12 protein-coding genes and 1 other RNA gene are annotated in these 17,345 nt (G+C 63.0%); 11 read left to right on the forward strand and 2 right to left on the reverse strand.

Going from position 1 to position 17,345, the window contains the following annotated elements; translation table 11 throughout:
* Positions 1–39 precede the first annotated feature (39 nt).
* Complete coding sequence (locus OZY47_RS01595; protein ID WP_348519392.1) at positions 40–2,199, reverse strand: transglycosylase domain-containing protein; 2,160 nt, start codon at positions 2,197–2,199, stop codon at positions 40–42.
* A 383-nt stretch (positions 2,200–2,582) separates the two neighbouring features.
* Here OZY47_RS01595 and OZY47_RS01600 point away from each other — a divergent pair, with 383 nt between their 5' ends.
* A complete protein-coding gene (locus tag OZY47_RS01600; RefSeq protein ID WP_277178212.1) occupies positions 2,583–3,725 on the forward strand; it encodes an inositol-3-phosphate synthase in 1,143 nt (380 codons plus the stop codon).
* Positions 3,726–3,937: 212 nt separating this feature from the next.
* Here OZY47_RS01600 and glf read toward each other — a convergent pair whose 3' ends face one another.
* Complete coding sequence (glf, locus tag OZY47_RS01605) at positions 3,938–5,110, reverse strand: UDP-galactopyranose mutase (protein WP_277178213.1); 1,173 nt, start codon at positions 5,108–5,110, stop codon at positions 3,938–3,940.
* A gap of 174 nt (positions 5,111–5,284) precedes the next feature.
* Here glf and ffs point away from each other — a divergent pair.
* The 10 genes from ffs to mtnN all read left to right on the forward strand — a co-directional run bounded on the left by ffs (position 5,285) and on the right by mtnN (position 17,297).
* Positions 5,285–5,381: signal recognition particle sRNA small type (gene ffs, locus OZY47_RS01610), an RNA gene on the forward strand.
* A gap of 82 nt (positions 5,382–5,463) precedes the next feature.
* Positions 5,464–6,336, forward strand: coding sequence for an aldo/keto reductase (locus OZY47_RS01615; protein ID WP_277178214.1), 873 nt, complete (start codon positions 5,464–5,466; stop codon positions 6,334–6,336).
* A gap of 201 nt (positions 6,337–6,537) precedes the next feature.
* A complete protein-coding gene (locus OZY47_RS01620; protein WP_277179039.1) occupies positions 6,538–8,016 on the forward strand; it encodes a U32 family peptidase in 1,479 nt (492 codons plus the stop codon).
* A gap of 78 nt (positions 8,017–8,094) precedes the next feature.
* Positions 8,095–9,306 (forward strand): polyphenol oxidase family protein, encoded by a 1,212-nt coding sequence (locus tag OZY47_RS01625; protein WP_277178215.1) that lies wholly within the window; start codon positions 8,095–8,097, stop codon positions 9,304–9,306.
* Between the two features lie 19 nt (positions 9,307–9,325).
* Positions 9,326–10,027: a pyroglutamyl-peptidase I gene (locus tag OZY47_RS01630; protein ID WP_277178216.1), complete on the forward strand. Its 702-nt coding sequence runs from the start codon at positions 9,326–9,328 to the stop codon at positions 10,025–10,027.
* A 244-nt stretch (positions 10,028–10,271) separates the two neighbouring features.
* Entirely contained in the window at positions 10,272–11,963 is a 1,692-nt protein-coding gene (locus tag OZY47_RS01635; RefSeq protein ID WP_277178217.1) for a cell division protein, read from the forward strand.
* A 200-nt stretch (positions 11,964–12,163) separates the two neighbouring features.
* The gene (locus tag OZY47_RS01640) at positions 12,164–13,501 is read left to right on the forward strand and encodes a C1 family peptidase (RefSeq protein ID WP_277178218.1); all 1,338 of its coding nucleotides are present in this window, start codon (positions 12,164–12,166) and stop codon (positions 13,499–13,501) included.
* Positions 13,502–13,937: 436 nt separating this feature from the next.
* Positions 13,938–15,077, forward strand: coding sequence for a 3-deoxy-7-phosphoheptulonate synthase (locus tag OZY47_RS01645; RefSeq protein WP_277179041.1), 1,140 nt, complete (start codon positions 13,938–13,940; stop codon positions 15,075–15,077).
* A gap of 168 nt (positions 15,078–15,245) precedes the next feature.
* The gene (locus OZY47_RS01650) at positions 15,246–16,487 is read left to right on the forward strand and encodes a 3-deoxy-7-phosphoheptulonate synthase (RefSeq protein WP_277178219.1); all 1,242 of its coding nucleotides are present in this window, start codon (positions 15,246–15,248) and stop codon (positions 16,485–16,487) included.
* Positions 16,488–16,604: 117 nt separating this feature from the next.
* On the forward strand, positions 16,605–17,297 hold the full coding sequence (mtnN, locus tag OZY47_RS01655; RefSeq protein WP_277178220.1) for a 5'-methylthioadenosine/S-adenosylhomocysteine nucleosidase: 693 nt from the start codon (positions 16,605–16,607) through the stop codon (positions 17,295–17,297).
* Positions 17,298–17,345 lie beyond the last annotated feature (48 nt).

The following is a 17,345-nucleotide window of genomic DNA, read 5'->3' on the forward strand; positions in this document are numbered from 1 at the left end:
GCTTAACGCTTTACCGACAGCCTCCCCAGGACAACCCGCCTACTGCTGCGTGCCGCCGCCTCCGCCGCTGCTCGACCCGCCACCTGACGACTCGCCGCCGCCACCGCTGGAAGGAGCTTCGGGCGTGCTGGGAGTGGTCGTTCCGCCACCGGTGCCCGCGCCGCCGCTCGAGTTGCTGCTGGAGCCGCCGTTCGACTCGTTGGTGGATTCATAGTCCTGGCGCGTGTAGTTGTAGGAATGTGATCCGCCGGTGCTGCTGGAGCCACCGCCGGTGCCCCACGTGCCATCGGGCCCGCCGACCTTGCCGTTGTCTTTGGCCGTGGGGAACGCCTCGTTGGGCGTGTCGGCCAGCGACTGCTTCATGTATTGGGTGAAGAGGTGCACCGGGTAGTTGCTGCCTGTGCCATAGCGTCCAATCGCCGGCACCTCCTGCGGCGCGCCGTTCGCGTCCGGATCCCACATCGCGAAGACGGTCACCTCGCTGGGTGAGAAGCCGGCGAAGCTGCCAGCTGTCCCGTCGTTGGCGGTGCCGGACTTGCCGGCCACGGTCTTGCCGATCCTCAGCGCCTCGGTGGCGGTGCCATACTGCACGGTGCCGGTCATCGCCTTGGTCACCAGCGCGGTGTCGTTGGCGTTGAAAACACGAGAGGTGTCGGTGGGCGCGCGGTACATGTCCGTGCCCTTCGGGTCCTTGACCGCGGAGACGATGTGCAGCGTCGGCTTGTTGCCCTGGTTGGCGATGGTGGAATAGGCCTGGGCGATGTCTTCGACGTGCACGCCGTCGTTGCCCAGCACCGTGAAGGGGTTGTCGCCGGTGACGAGCTTCGGGTCCATGCCCGCCGCCTGCGCGGTCAGCGCCACCTTCTTGGCTCCCAAATGCTGCTGCAGGTCCATGTAGACGGTGTTGACCGAATTGGCTGTGGCATTGTAGAGGTTCGTGTTGCCGAAACTCTGGTTGCCGAAGTTCTGCACCGGCTGCGTGATGTTGGTGTAGGTGCGCGGCGAATTGCCGTTGAACGTCGTGTTGAGGCTCACGCCCGCCTGCACGGTGGCCAGCAGCGCGAAGGGCTTCATGGTCGAGCCCGGCTCGTAGGTGGCCTGCGTGGCGTTGTTGAGCTGCTTGGTGAGGTAGTCGTCGCCGGCGTAGACGGATTGGATGGACCCGTCCTTCGGATTGACGCTCATCCCGCCGATCTGCACGCCGTCGGGCACGATGCCCGCGCCATCCTGCGAGGGGCTCGCCACCTTGAACATCAGGTCCTGCTTGTTCTTGTCGATGGTCGTGATGATCTTGTAGCCGCCGGTGTCGAGGTCGTCCCTGCTGAACGTCTGGTCTCGCGTGAGCTCGGCGCGCACCATCTCCAGCAGGTATCCGTTCGGCCCGGCGTACGAGTTCTCCTGGGCTTGCGGCGATATGGTCTGCGGAGGTTGCGCGGCCTTGGCGTCGGCCCCGCTGATGAAGCCCTGGTCCCTCATCCTGCTGATCACGCGGGTGAAGCGCTGGTCGGCGCGTTTGGGGCTCACCGCCGGGTCCCAGGTCGACGGCGCCGGGATGATGCCCGCCAACATCGCCGCCTCGGGCATGGTGAGATCCTTGGCGTCCTTGTTGTAGTAGGCCTTCGAGGCCGCCTGGATGCCGTAGGCCCCACGTCCGAGATAAATGGTGTTCATGTAGTTGCAGAGCACCTGGTCCTTGCTCTGCGTCTGCGTGATTTTGACGGCCAGGATCGCTTCGCGCAGCTTGCCGGAGTAGGTGTGGGTGTCGCCCATGTAGTAGCGCTCGGCGTACTGCTGGGTGATGGTCGAGCCGCCCTGCCGCGCTCCGCCGGTCACGTTGTTGAGGAACGCGCGGGCGATGCCCTTGAGGTCCACGCCCTTGTCCTTATAGAACGTCTGGTTCTCGGAGGCGACGATGGACTGGCCCACATATTTCGGCAGCACGTCGCAGCTGATGATCTCGCGGTTCTGCGTGGCGAAATGCCCCATCTCGGTGGTGCCGTCGGCGTAATAGACCGTCGTCTTCTCGGCCATGGCGATCTTCTCGGGCTGCGGCACATCGGTGGTTATATAAAGGTACGCGAACGCGGCGATGCCCGCCACAAGGCAGGTCAAAAAGATGCCGATGATCCACTTGAGCACGCGGTGGCGCTTCTTGGGCTTCAGCGCCTTCCTGCGCGGCCCGCGGGTGTTCGGGGGCATGGGAGGATTGCCCCGGCCGCCACGTTTGTGGGAGGTCGCGGTGTGTCTGGCGGAACGGCGTGGGCCGTGTGAGACGGAGCTCACAGAGCGTGCCGAACCCTTGCTTTTCCTAGAGGCCATGGCAACAACCGTAACCGTTGCCCCTGAGAAATCCCTAGGACGAAACATGTCATATCAATGCCTTTTGACGAGTTCTTGGGCCTTATTTAGAGGGATTGTGAGCGTTTGCGAAACCCCGGTTTCGCGCTCGGATGATTCGTTCGTAGCGGAAAATATCACCACCTACTCGCGATTGGCACGCAAACGGGTTTTGGGAGTGCCCTTTTCGTTATTGGGGGCTACAGTGGTGGAGTGGAATTCGCACGTTGAATAAAGGAGTAGATATGAGCATTCGCGTGGCAGTCGCGGGCATTGGCAATTGTGCCTCGTCATTGATTCAAGGGGTGGAGTACTACAAGGACGCCAAGGACGATGAGAAGATCCCTGGCCTGATGCATAACAACTTTGGTGGCTATCGCGTTCGCGACATCGAGTTCGTCACGGCGTTCGACGTCGACGCGCTCAAGGTCGGCAAGGACATCTCCGAGGCCATCGGCGCCTCCCAGAACAACACCTACAAGTTCTGCGACGTACCGAACATGGGCGTCGAGGTGCTGCGCGGCCCGACCTATGACGGCCTGGGGGAGTACTACCGTCAGATGATCACCGAGTCCGACGCAGAGCCCGTCGACGTGGCCCAGGTCCTGAAGGACAAGAAGGTCGACGTTCTGGTCAGCTACATGCCCGTTGGCTCGGAAGAGGCGGACAAGGCCTACGCCCAGGCCGCGATGGATGCCGGTTGCGCCTTCGTCAACTGCCTGCCCGTCTTCATCGCCTCCGACCCGGAGTGGGCGCAGAAGTTCCGCGACGCCGGCGTGCCGATCATCGGCGACGACATCAAGAGCCAGGTCGGCGCCACCATCACCCACCGCGTGATGGCCCGCCTCTTCGAGGACCGCGGCGTGCGCCTCGACCGCACCTACCAGCTCAACGTCGGCGGCAACATGGACTTCATGAACATGCTGCAGCGCTCGCGCCTCGAGTCCAAGAAGGTCTCCAAGACCCGCGCCGTCACCTCGATCGTGCCGCACGAGATGGAAGACCGCAACGTCCACATCGGCCCGTCCGACTACGTGGCGTGGCTCGACGACCGCAAGCTCGCGTTCGTGCGTTTGGAAGGCACCACCTTCGGTGACGTGCCGCTGAACCTCGAGTACCGCCTCGAGGTGTGGGATTCGCCGAACTCCGCCGGCATCGTCATCGACGCCGTGCGCGCCGCCAAGATCGCGCTCGACCGTCACCTCTCCGGCCCGATTCTCGCGCCCAGCTCCTACTTCATGAAGTCCCCGGCCGTGCAGCACGAGGACACCGAGGCCCGCCAGCTGGTGGAGAAGTTCATCGCCGGCGAGGTCGAGGCCGATGAGGCCCAGCTCGACGCCGACGTGAAGTCCGCCAAGGACAACGGCAAGGACGTCTGGCACGCCTGAGTCGCCTCTACGTTGACGAACTGAGCGATTTTAGAATCGCGGGCCCACAGCTTTTAAAGGCTAGGGCCCGCGATTGCTTTATACAGATGTAATTGATATTCTGAAATTCGGGTGATGGGGTGAGTCCCATCCCGAATCTCATTGGCCTCCCCGAAATAAGGGAGGCCAGTTGCTTTTCTGACTTGGCTACAGCGTTGTGGCCAAGTTGACTGCTACTTGCTCAGCAGCGGACCGACCTGCTTTTCGTAGGCGATGAGGGCGCTGTTGATGACCTGATGCATGTCGTAGTAGGCATAGGTGCCGAGGCGTCCGCCGAAAACGACCTGCGGCTCTTGCGCCGCCAGATTCTTGTACTGCTGGTAGAGCTTCTGGTCGGCGACGGTGTTGATGGGGTAGTAGGGCTCGTCGTCGCGTCCGGCCGAGCGGCTGTATTCCTCCCAGACCACGGTCTTGTCTGGGTTCTGCTGCTCGCGACGTTCGGGGTTGAAGTTCTTGAACTCGATGGCGCGGGTGTAAGGCACGTCAGCATCCACGAAGTTCATCACCGGGCAGCCGAAGTGGTCGCCCTCGTCGTAGCGCTGCTCCTTGAAATCGACGGTGCGCCACTTGAGGTCGCCCAGCGAATAGTCGAAGTACTTGTCAACCGGGCCTGTGTAGACGATCGGCACGCGGCCGAGCAGCGCTTTCTTGTTCAGAGGCTGATTTTCGTCGAAGAAGTCGGTGCTGAGCGTGACGTGAATCTTCGGGTCGTCGATCATGCGCTGCATCCACGCGGTGTAGCCGTCCTTGGGCAGGCCCTCCCACGTGTCCTTGAAATAGTGGTTGTCGTAGGTGAAACGCACCGGAAGCCGCTTGATGATCGAGGCCGGCAGCTCGGCCGGGTCGGTCTGCCACTGCTTGCCCGTGTAGTTCTTGATGAACGCCTCGTACAGCGGCCGGCCGATGAGCTGAATGCCTTTGTCGTTCAAATTGCTTGGGTCGGTGCCGGCCAGTTCACCTGCCTGCTCCTTGATCAGTTCCTGCGCTTGAGCCGGGGTGTAATGAGCGTGGAAGAACTGGTTGATGGTCCCCAGGTTGATCGGCATGGGGTAGACCTCGCCGTCATGCGTGGCGTAGACGCGGTGCTGGTAGTCGGTGAATTCGGTGAAGCGGTTGACGTAGTCCCACACGCGTTTGTTGGAGGTATGGAAGAGGTGCGCGCCGTACTGGTGGATTTCCGCGCCGGTTTCCTTGTCCATATAGGAGTAAGCGTTGCCGCCGATATGCGGCCGGATGTCGATGATCTCGACGGTGTACCCGTTCTCCGCCGCCTGCTGCGCCACGGTGAGTCCGAAGAGTCCCGCGCCGACCACGACCAGGTCGGGCAGGTTCGTGTTGCTGGTCATTGTGCGTTCCTTGTCTGCCATTGCCACTTTCCAGATTCGACTGATTGTTCCTTGGGTTCCGGGCGCCAATCCCGCCGTGAACCAGGTCTTGCCGCTTTCATGCTACCCGTCGCCGCGCCCAGCCGCCGTGCCGCCCGCCGGCAACCCGCCTATATCGTGGGGTGGGGTATACTGGTTAAGCCTTCACGTGGCGTTATGTCACCCAAATCCCCCAGGGCAGGAATGCAGCAAGGGTAAGTGGCCTCTGTCGGGTGCGTGAAGGTTTCACTTTATCCGCACGGCCGCGGGCGCGAAATCCTCTCTTCCTTTTACTCTTGTGGTATCTGATGAAACCGAAACGTCAAAGGAGCAACATGGTATTGCATCGTGATCTGGGTCCCTTCGACACCACCGCCATCGGCTTGGGCGAGATGCCGCTGACCATCGAGAACAATCTGGGCGAGGCCAAGGGCATCGAGACCATCCACGCCGCGCTCGACGCCGGATGCCGCCACATCGACACCGCGTGGTCCTATTACTGCTCCGGCGGCGAGGAGCAAACCGGCGAGAAGCTGGTCCGTCGCGCCATGGAGAGCTGGGATGGTCCAAAGGACGAAGTGACCATCGCCACCAAGGTCGGCCATTTCCGCAACTTCGCCGACGACGGCAAGACCCCGACCTGGGGCGTCAACGGCCAGCCCGAGCACCTGATCGAGGCCGGCAAGCAGTCGGCGCTCGCGCTCGGCGTCGACACCATCGACTTGCTGTATTTCCACCGCCCCGACCCGTCCGTTCCTTATAACGAGTCCATCGAGGCCATCAAGCAACTTTTGGATGAAGGTGTGGTCAAGGAGGCCGGCATTTCCAACACTTCGGTCGAGCAGATTGACATCGCCCGCGGCATTCTGGGCGATAAGCTCATCGCGGTGCAGAACCAGTTCTCGCCGACCTACCGTTCCACACAGGATACGCTTGATTATTGCGAGAAGCTGGGCTTGGCGTTCGTCTGCTGGAGCCCGCTCGGCGGCTACCGCAAGGCCAAGGACGAGACCAAGTACGACCCGTTCCGCGAGGTCGGCCGCTCCCATGGGGTGAGCCACCAGCAGGTCGTGCTTGCCTGGGAGCTGAGCTTGGGCAAGCACGTCTTCGTTATCCCCGGCGCCCACCGCCCGGAGACGATTCTCGACAGCCTCAAGGCCGGTGATCTCGAGCTCACCGCCGAGGAGCTTGCCAAGCTCAACGCCTGAGCTTTTAGTCGTGTTTTGGTTGAGCAGCCAAATTAATAGACGCGCGTGGAACGGTTCATCCTTTTCCACGCGCGTTTTGCATCTTGATTCGGAACGGTTTCCGCCCAATTCAGTCGTATTTCCATTGTGATTGTGGCGTGGGCAGGGCTTCGTCGGTCTTAGACTGGAGTGGTGCTTGACAATGATGATGAGAAATTAACCATGACGCGGCGGCGCAAGCCCGAGGTGCTCGCCCCGGCCGGCAACCTGCGCAGCTTGGAGACGGCCATCGATTTCGGCGCGGACGCCGTCTACTGCGGCGGCAAGGAATTCGGCATGCGCTCGGCCCCGAAGAACCTCTCATACGAGGACCTGGCGGCCGGCGCGCAATACGCCCACAAGCGCGGTGCCCGCGTCTATGTGACCTGCAACGTCCTGCCCCACAACGACGAGGTCGAGGACATGAAGGACTACATCGGCAAGCTGGCCGAGACGGGCATCGACGCGCTGATCGTCACCGACATCGGCGTGATGGTGGCCGCCCACCGCATCGCCCCGAAACTCGAGCTGCACGTCTCCACCCAGGCCGGCGTCACCAACTACCTCGCCGCCAACGCGCTCTACGAACTGGGCGCGAAACGTGTGGTGCTGGCCCGCGAGCTCAGCCTGCAGGCACTGCGCGACATCCGCGCCAACATCCCCGAGGACATGGACATCGAGTGCTTCGTGCATGGGTCGATGTGCATGGCGTTTTCCGGCCGCTGCCTCATCTCCAACTACATGAACGGGCGCGACGCCAACCACGGCGAATGCTCGCAGCCCTGCCGCTGGAAATACCACGTCGTCGAGGAGAAGCGCCCCGGCCAGTTCTTCCCGGTCGAGGAGAACGACGAGGGCACATTCCTCTTCAACTCGCAGGACATGTGCATGCTTGACCACCTTGACGATGTGATCGACGCCGGCGCCACCAGTCTCAAGATCGAGGGCCGCGCCAAAAGCGCTTATTACGTTGCCGCGATGGCCAACGCCTACAAGTGCGCGGTCGATGAATATATGGTGCAGCGTGGTTTCGAGGACGAAGACGGACGCGTGCTTAAGCCATTCCGTGACCAGGTCATCCGCAACCGCGCGGTGACGAACGCGGCCGTGGTCTCCGACGACAGCATCGGTTTCCATTCCTCCAGCCTTTCCGGCTCGAAGGCGGCGGCGCGCACCATGCTCGCCCCACACGCGGGCGCGTTGGTGGGTGAGGAGGCGAACATGGCCGACGAAGCCGCGAGGCCGGAGCACGTCGCCTTGCCGCAATGGTTGAAGGACGAGCCATACAAGGTCTCGCACCGCGATTACTGCACCGGCTTCTATTATCCCGAGCACAAAGCCGGTCAGAACACCGACCGTGGCGGCTATTTCCGCGACTGGCTCGTCGTCGGCGAGGTGCAAGGCTACGACGCCGAGACCAAGCGGATCACGCTGATGAGCCGCAACAAGATCGAGGCCGGGCAGCTGGTCGAGTTCCTCATTCCGGGGCGCAAACCCGTGGATTATACGGTGCCCGGCGGCGGGTTCCAGGACGCCGATGGCAACCCGGTGGAGGCCATCAACAACCCGGCGCACGTCTTCTCGATGCCTTGCCCCGAGCCGATTCCCGTGGGTTCGATGATGCGCTCGCACGCCAGGAACCGCACGCTCAAGGCGGAGTGATATCGCGGTGGTTTGGCTACGAGCGTGGCTTTCGCGAGACCGCGGGCGCGGGCATGGCGTTCGCGTAGGATGGCGCGTATGAACGAATCCAAGAGCAACGACCAGCGTCGCGACGCCTACGACGACGCGATTCTCGACAGCAACGCCATCGCCCCGAACGACGCTCAGGGCAACCCGATTCCGGTGACCATCCCCATCGACCTGGCGCCGGGTGTCAAGGTGGTCTACACCACGAGGCTCGGTGGCGTGAGCGAAGGCGATTGGGCCGATTGCAACTTTGGCGGCAAGTCCGGCGACAATCCCGTCCACGTCCGCGCGAATCGCGAGGCGTTGGCCAAGGCCATTGACGCGCCGCTTTCGCTGGTCGGCCAGGTGCATTCAGGCCGTGCGATTGATGTGGATGAGTGCTTGCGACGCAATGCTTCCTATGGCTCGGATCTGTCTGGCACGGTCATGGACCAGACGCAAAGCGAGGCGCTGCAAACTCCCGTCGTGACCGAAAAGGTCGAGGAGACCAAGGAGATTATCTCCGATGAAGGCGTCGTCGTTCGTGAGGACTCGACGGTAATCAAACAGGTTGCGGACGATGCGGGAACAGATGGCGGCCAACTCGGCACGAGCGAAGACCTCCACGATTCCGTTCCCGCCGAACCCGGCCATTTCCCCAAGCTGGAAGCCGACGGCCAGGTGACCACGCAAACCGGTATGGCACTCGGCATGTTCGCCGCCGATTGCCTGCCCGTGCTGCTGGCCGACGCCACCGCCGGCGTCATCGGAGCCTGCCACTGCGGCCGAAGGGGCCTGGAGCGCGGTGTCATCGGCTCCACCGTCGAGCTGATGTTGGCCAAAGGCGCGCGCCCGGAGCGCATCGTCGCCACTCTGGGCCCGTGCATCTGCGGGGATTGCTACGAGGTGGGTGACGAGATCGCCGACGCCTTCGACGCCCGGTTCCCGGGCACCTTCACCCTCACCCGTTTCGGCGGCCCCGGCATCGACATCGCCAAGGCCGCCCGCCAGGAGCTGGAGAAGGCCGGCATACCGCGCGACAACGTCATTGACTCCGCCCCGCGTGTGGCCGCAGCCACGCAATATCTCGACCATGACGCCGAGCTCGCCGACCTATGCGCCAACGACGGCGAGGGCGAAAGCGATCTGGCCGACCGGCTGGCCCAGCTCCGCCACCCGATGTGCACGCTCGAGAATCCGCTCTGGTATTCGCACCGGCGCGCGTCGCTGGCGAAGAAGGAACACGAGGGGCGCTTTTTGGCGCTTATCGTCCGCGAGGACTAAACGGCGCTAGACTGGAGCTATGAAACAACTACGTGTCGTGATCTCCGGTTTCGCCTCCTATCCGGACGTGGAGCGCAACCCTTCGCAAGAGGTGCCCAAGGCCTTCGCCGAACAGGGGCTGGGCGACGAGCCGGACGACGTGCTCGAGGATGTGGACCTGAGCGTCAACACCGTTGACCTGCCGGTGAGCTTCGAGGAGGCTTGGCCGAAACTCAAGGAGACGCTCGATGCCACGCACCCCGACATCGTCATCGCCACAGGGCTCAAGGCCGCGGCGCGCGGCATCTTGCTGGAGCGTTGCGCCACCAACGTCATCGACACCTCGCGCCGTGAGGCCCAGGGCGACATCCCCGGCTCCTGCGCGGAGGTGGCGGAGGAGCCGCAGCGCAAGCCCGTCGACCCGCAGGGTCCGGCCGGGTTCTGGACACGCCTGCCCCTGCGCGCCATCCTCGACGACTTCGGCTCGCACGGCATCCCCTCGGCGCTGAGCTCCGACGCCGGCACGTTCCTGAGCAATTCCGTCTTCTACAACCTCATGCACTGGTCGGCATGCCAGGAGCGCGTGCTCTCCGGCTTCGTCAGCTTCCCGGTCATCACCAGCGAGCCGCACCCGCGCCACGGGCTCTCCTTCGACCAGCAGGTTGAGGCCTGCCGTCTGGTGGTGCGCGAGACGGCCAGGTACTATCTCGATCCGTCGTCCTCGGACATCCTCATCGCCTGAGTCTCGCGAGAGGTCTGCTGAGTGTGGTGGGCTTGGCCTGGTCACGTGTGATCAGGGGCCGTTTGTATACACTCGTTACGCGCCGATTTTGTAGTGCATTGTGCGTTGACGCGCCCATACGGCACGTTTCGCGTCGTCTCTGTGTGGATTGGGCGTTTTCTCCACGGTTGTGACAGGCAATATACTAAAGTAATTTAAAGGTTTTGAAATTTGCGGCTTTGGTCGCAGGGCGAAAGGAACAACCATGGTGGACCGCTTCCCGACGGAGCTGCGCGGATACAACAAGGAAAAGGTGGACGAGTCGTTCACCGAGATGCAGGAGACGCTCGACCGCATGCGTGCGCAGGTCAGCTCGAGCGACGATGCCATCCTTCAGTTGCAGGCGCAGCTGCAGGAAGAGAAAAAGAAGGCCGCGAAGGCGGGTTCGGGCAATTCGTTCGCGTCGTTGGGCGCCAACGCCCAGCAGATGCTCGCCAGCGCCGAGCAGACCAGCAAGGAGCTGATCAACCGCGCCAAGCAGGACGCCTCCAGCACCCGCGCCTCCGCCTCCTCCAAGGTGGAGACCCTGCTCAACAACGCCAAGCTCGACGCCCAGCACATCCGTGACGAGGCCAACGCCAAGGCCGCCACCATCCTCGCCAAGGCTCAGACGGAGTCCGAGTCCATCACCACCTCCGCCAAGCAGGACGCCACGCGTCTGCGCGAGGAGACCGCCAAGACGGTCACCGAGCAGCGCGACACCGTCGAGATCGAGCTGAGCAACAACCGCGAGGAGCACAACAAGCGCCTCGCCAGCGAGAAGGCCAAGCAGGACCGCGAGATCTCCGAGATGAAGGCGAAGGCCACCCAGCAGGTCGCCGACCAGCGCAAGGCCGCCAACGAAGAGATCACCAAGATGAAGAGCGACGCCAGCGACCAGATCGAGACGGCGCTTTCCGAGGCCAACAAGAAGCTCGCCAACGTGCGTGAGCAGGTCTCCCGCATGACCACCGAGGCGCAGCGCAAGGCCACCGAGATCACCGACGCCGCCGAGTCGAAGGCCCAGGCCATCACCGATGAGGTGGAGGTCAAGCGCACCAAGACGATGAGCGAGCTCAACGCCGAGGTGGAGCAGATTCGCCAGGACATCAGCAAGCAGCAGGACGAGGCCACCGCCAAGGTCAACGATTTGCTCAAGACCCTCGAGCAGAGCCGCACTTCGGCGAAGAAAGAGGCGGACTCGCTGGTCTCCAAGGCCAAGGATGTGCGCGAGGAGGCCGATTCGTACGCGCTCGCCAAGCGCCAGGAGGCCGACAAGCAGGCCGAGGAGGCCATGGAGAAGGCCACCCGTGACGCCGCCGCCCGCATCGAGGAGCGTCGCCAGGCCGCCAAGAGCGAGATCGATGGCCTCGAGAAGCGCATCACCGACTTGCAGGAGCGTGAGGCGACCATCACCCAGCGCGTCACCGAGCTTCGTTCGCTCTTCTCCAACGCCTTCTCCGGATTCGGCTTCGCCGACGACAAGAAGAAGGACGGCGTGGATGTGCCCGTGATGAACGCCGTGGCCGACGACCTCGACCAGGCCGCCGCGCAAGGCGATTCCGCCAACGACGCGCATGACGCCAAGTTCAAGCCCGCGCCCGCCCGCGTCGCGTCCAATGACGTGAAGCCCGCCGCCAAGGAGGCTCCGACTTCTGCGCAGCAGTCGCAGGCTCAGGCCAATGCCTCCGCCCAGGCGCGCGCCGTCTCTTCGGCGGCCAAGCCCGAGGACAAGACTCCCGCTCCGGCGAAGGCCGAGGCTCAGGAGCCGGCCGCCGCTCCCGCCAAGCCTGTGGCGTCTGCCGTCGAACCTGCTGAGGAAGAGATTGATGGCGTCCGCCAGAAGAGGCGTATGGCCAGCGACTACGAGGACTATGATTTCGACCGTGGCGGCGAGCCCGCCGGCGGCGCCCGCTGATTGGGAATCATAAGGATATATTGACGTGACATCCGTCTTATGCTCTTTTGGGCTATAAGGCGGATGTTCTGTTGTGGCGGGTCTGATGGCCTGCCGTTGGGTCGGCGGCGTGCTGCCGTCGCGCGTTGCGTCGGGGCATGAGGCCTTGGGCCGTGTCGCCGACCATGAAAAGTAATCAGAGTTATTGAAGGAGTTTTCTGATGACTGAGATCACACCGTTGAACGGCGAAAGACTCGACCAGCTACGTGAGGGATTCGACGCCTCGGGTGCCAACCGCATGGCGATGAACGCCGTGACGACCTCCGGCATCAACCCGGTGGCCCACAACTACGACCGCGCCCGCACCCTGCAGCGCCGGTTCTCTGTGACCGTCGACAACGGCGAGGTGACCAACCAGAACCGTTCCGGCCGCTGCTGGCTGTTCAGCTCGCTGAACGTGGCGCGCTTCGTGGCCAAGAAGAGCCTGAACCTCGACCAGTTCGAGTTCTCGCAGAACTACGCGATGTACTTCGACAAGCTCGAGCGCATCAACTACTTCCTGCGTGACGTCGCCGCCCTCGTGCGCGCCGGGGAGCCCGCCGATTCGCAGCTCATGCTCCATCTGCTCGCCGACGTGATGGGCGATGGCGGCCAGTGGACCATGGCCATGAACGTCTACAAGAAGTACGGCGCGGTGCCCAAGGACTTCTATCCTGAGACCGTATCTTCGAAATCGACCGGCGAGATGAACACCCAGCTTCGCCGCATGCTGCACACCGCCGTGGCGCACATGTATGCCGAGCCGGCCAAGATCGACGAGATCGTGGCGCAGGGCGTCGAGGCCGGGCATCGCATGCTGACCATCCACCTGGGTGAGCCGCCGAAGAGCTTCGATTGGGAGTGGACCGACAAGGACGGCGAATTCCATCGTGACGGCGAGATCACGCCGGTCGAGTTCTGGAAGAAGTACGTCGGCGGGGCCGGGCTCGAGGACTATGTCTGCCTGGTCGACGACCCGCGCGCCGAGCATGCCAAGGGCAAGAAGATCGGCATCGAGCACTTGGGCAACGTGGCCGGGGGAGACCCGACCGAATACCTCAACGTGCCCAACCAGTTCATGAAGGACTGCGTGCGCCGCATCCTCTCCGAGCAGGGCATCCCGGTGTGGTTCGGGGCGGACTGTCATCCGATGATGGACCGCGACGGCGGGGCCTGGGCCACCGATCTCTTCGAGTACGGCAAGGTCTATGACGTCGATTTCGACATGGATAAGGAGCAGCGCGTGCGCTACGGCGACTCCGCGATGAACCATGCGATGGCGTTCGTCGGGGTGGATGTGGCCGACGACGGCGAGACCACGAACCGCTGGCGCGTGGAGAACTCGTGGGGCTGCAAGGTGGCCGACAAGGGCTACTTCACCATGAGCGACGACTGGTTCACTGAATACGTCTACGAGGTGGCCGTCCCCAAGTCCATGCTCCCCGCCGAATACCAGGCCGCACTCACCGAGCCCGCCACCATGTTGCCTGCTTGGGACCCAATGGGCGCGTTGGCCTGAGAGAAACAGCCCTGTGGGCTGTTTCTGGCCAACACGCGCCTCGCACCGGCCGCTGCCGGTGCGAGGCCTCGGCCACATGAGTTGGCTTGTTGAATCAGATTGTAGACATTGATTAATTAGGGGCACTTGCATAAGAGAAAAGTCCTGTGGACTTTTCTTGCAAGTGCCCGTTGGCTCGCTTTACAGCGAGCCAACGCAGATTTGAGTGTCCTTACTGCTGCTAACAAGTCAATCCTGCTGGAAAACGTACGTTTTCATACCTCAATATGTACGTTTTCCAGCAGGATTGACTCGTTAAACGCAGGATGGGTGTTTAGCTGCGGTGCAACGGGAATCGACCCACTGCGCTTGTCGCCGAGATAAATCGATTATAATGAACAGCCTATTGCCAACTACGGCGCTACGGCAGTGCCGACTTAAGGAAGAGGAGGGAATGATGGTTGTGATGCGTGGACCTGGAAGCTCAGAGGATGCCCAACGATTTGATGACGAGGCCGTCTACCCCGAGACCGTGGATGTCAACATCCGCCAGCTTGACCCGATTCCCGCGCCCCGAGTCTTTCTGAAGGAGCTGCCGATCACCAAGCCGATGAGCGACCTGGTGTTGCGTTCACGCCAGGAGATCCGCAACATCCTGCACGGCCGCGACGACAGGCTTCTGGTCATCGTCGGCCCTTGCTCGATCCACGACCCGAAGGCCGCGCTCGATTACGCCGGCCGTCTGGCGAAGGTCAGCGAGGAGCTCAAGGACCAGCTGCTCGTGGTCATGCGCGTCTATTTCGAGAAGCCCCGCACCACCATCGGTTGGAAGGGCCTGATCAACGACCCTGACCTCGACGGCGAGTTCAACATCCGCAAGGGCATGTTCCTGGCCCGCAAGACCCTGACCGACGTGCTTTCGCTCGGCCTGCCCACCGCCACCGAGTGGCTCGACCCCATCACCCCGCAGTACTTGTGCGACCTGGTGAGCTGGGGCGCGATCGGCGCGCGCAACACCGAAAGCCAGGTCCACCGCGAGCTGGCCAGCGGCATGTCGATGCCCATCGGTTTCAAGAACTCCACCGACGGCTCCGTGAAGGTCGCGGCGGATTCCTGCTACGCGGTGGCCAACGAGCATCATTTCCTGTCCATCAACCTCGACGGCCGCGTGATTTCCGCCGAAACCAAGGGCAATCCGGACTGCCATCTGGTGCTCCGTGGCTCCAACGACGGCCCGAACTACGACGCCAAGTCCGTCGCCGAGGCGCTCGAGACCTTGAAGCAGTCGAAGGTCACCGGCCCGAGCGAGCACGGCCTGGTCATCGACGCCGCGCACGGCAACTGCGGCAAGGACGAGGTGCGTGAGGCCGAGGTCATCGAGAACATCGCAGGCCGTCTGGCCAAGGGCGAGCCCGGCATCTTCGGGGTGATGATGGAGAGCTTCATCAAGGGCGGCCACCAGTCGCCGGCCCCGCTCGATCAGCTGGTCTACGGCCGTTCGATCACCGATTCATGCATCCCGTGGGACCGCACCAACGAGCTGCTGCACACCCTGTCGGACGCTATCGCCACCCGTCGCAAGCTCGACGGCGAGTAAAACCCCGCCCAAACTACGAAGAAAAGCACCATTGTGGGCACATTTTGGTGCTTTTCTCCGTAGTGACGGGACGGCTGTAGGCGCGGCCGGTTATGCCTCGTCGGCGCTATGATCGGTATGCTGGCAACAGGCCGGCGAGCGGGCTATGACTATGGAGGGGGACTTGGCATGGGGAACGCGGAAAACAAGCCGAATGGCGATATCGAAGGCAACAAAGATAGCCAAAGTGACCAAAGCGTCAACGAGGCCAAGGACCGCGCCGCCTTCGAGAAGGCCATCAAGAACGGTGAGAACCCGCTGAAAACCACGGATGTGCCGCGCTGGGAGGACCAGGTGGGCGTCAGCCGCATCGTCAACCGTCGCGTCTTCGAGCTCGCGCCGCTGCCCACGCCCGCCGATGTGCTCACGGACATGCCGCTGAGCGAGCATAACCAGGATTTGGTGGAGCGTTCGCGTGACGAGATTCGCGCCTGCCTCTACGGCCAGGACGACCGCCTGCTGGTCATCGTCGGTCCCTGCTCGGTGCACGACCCCAAGGCCGCGCTCGATTACGCGCATCGCCTCGCCGCGCTGAAGGACGAGCTGGACGACCAGCTGCTCATCGTCATGCGCGTCTATTTCGAAAAGCCCCGCACCACCGTCGGTTGGAAGGGCCTGATCAACGACCCCGACATCGACGGCAGCCACAACATCAACAAGGGACTGCTGCTCGCGCGCAAGACGCTGCTGGGCGTGCTCGACGCGGGCCTCGCCGCGGCCACCGAGTTCCTCGAGCCGACCAGCCCGCAATATATCTCGGACGCGGTGAGCTGGGGCGCGATCGGCGCGCGCAACACCGAGTCGCAGATTCACCGCCAGCTGGCCAGTGGGCTTTCGATGCCCGTCGGCTTCAAGAACGCCACGGATGGTTCCGTCAAGGCCGCCATCGACGGCTGCTATACGGCTGGCCAACAGCACACGTTCTTCGGCATCGACCATCTCGCCCGCGCCAGCGCCGTGGAGACGCTGGGCAATCCGGATTGCCACGTGGTGCTGCGTGGTTCCTCGCACGGCCCGAACTACGACACGGAATCCGTGCAGGTGGCGATGGACGCGGTGCGTGGCGAAATGCCCGCCGAATCGGCTGCCGCGCACGGGCTCGTCATCGACTGCTCGCACGGCAATTCTGGCAAGGACGAGGTGCGCCAGGCCCAGGTCGTCCGCGATCTCGCCTCGCGCCTGGCCGACGGCGAGCAGGATATCGTCGGTTTGATGATGGAGAGCTTCATCAAGGGCGGCAACCAGCCCGCCGCGCCGCTCGCCCAGTTGGAATACGGCAAGTCCATCACCGACAAGTGCATCTCGTGGCCGGAGACGGAGAAGCTGCTGCGCGAGTTGGCGCAGGCGGTGAGCGCCCGTCGCTGGAAGTGATTGTTGCGGTGGGGCTGTCCACGTACTATGGATAACCCAGATAATTCAACGTATTCAATCAATAAACAACGTATATACAAAACACATACAACAGACATACGCTAACCAAGGAGCATTATGAAGACCATCGCCATCATCGGCGCCATGGATGAGGAAGTCGCCCTCATCGCCAAATCACTCGACGACGTGGAGCACAACAAGACCGCCAGCCTCGACATCAACGTGGGCACGCTGGCCACCAAGTCGGGCGAGCGCATCCGCGTGGCCGCGACGGTCGGCGGCATGGGCCTGGTCAACGCCGCGGCGACCACCCAGTGCCTGATCGACGGCTACCAGCCCGACGCCGTGATCTTCTCCGGCATCGCCGGCTCGCTCAACAAGAGCCTGCACATCAACGACGTGGTGCTCGGCGGCACCCTGCGCTACCTCGACAGCGACATGCGCCTGATCGCGCAGTGGAAGCCGGAGGCCGAGGAGTTCCACAGCGACCGTCACCTGCTCGACGTGGCGGGCCAGGCGCTCGACGACATGGGCATCAAGCACATCGTCGGCACCATCGCCTCGGGCAACTATTTCGTCGACTCGCCGCAGAAGGTGGCGGAGGTCGCCGAGACCACGCACGCCGACGCGGTGGAGATGGAAGGCGCCGCGGTGGCGCATGTCGCCGGCCGCAACGACGTCCCCGCGCTCGTCATCCGCGCTCTTTCGGATAACGCCGACACGGATTACGAGGAGTTCAAGGAGTTCGACATCTCCGAGTACGCCGACACCGCCGCACGCCTGGCCGTCGACATCGTCACGAGGCTCTGAATCCGCTTTCGGAGGCCGGGTTTTCGTAGCATAACAGGTATGGGCGTG

The organism is Bifidobacterium sp. ESL0790, assembly GCF_029395435.1.
Classification (GTDB): Bacteria; Actinomycetota; Actinomycetes; order Actinomycetales; family Bifidobacteriaceae; genus Bifidobacterium.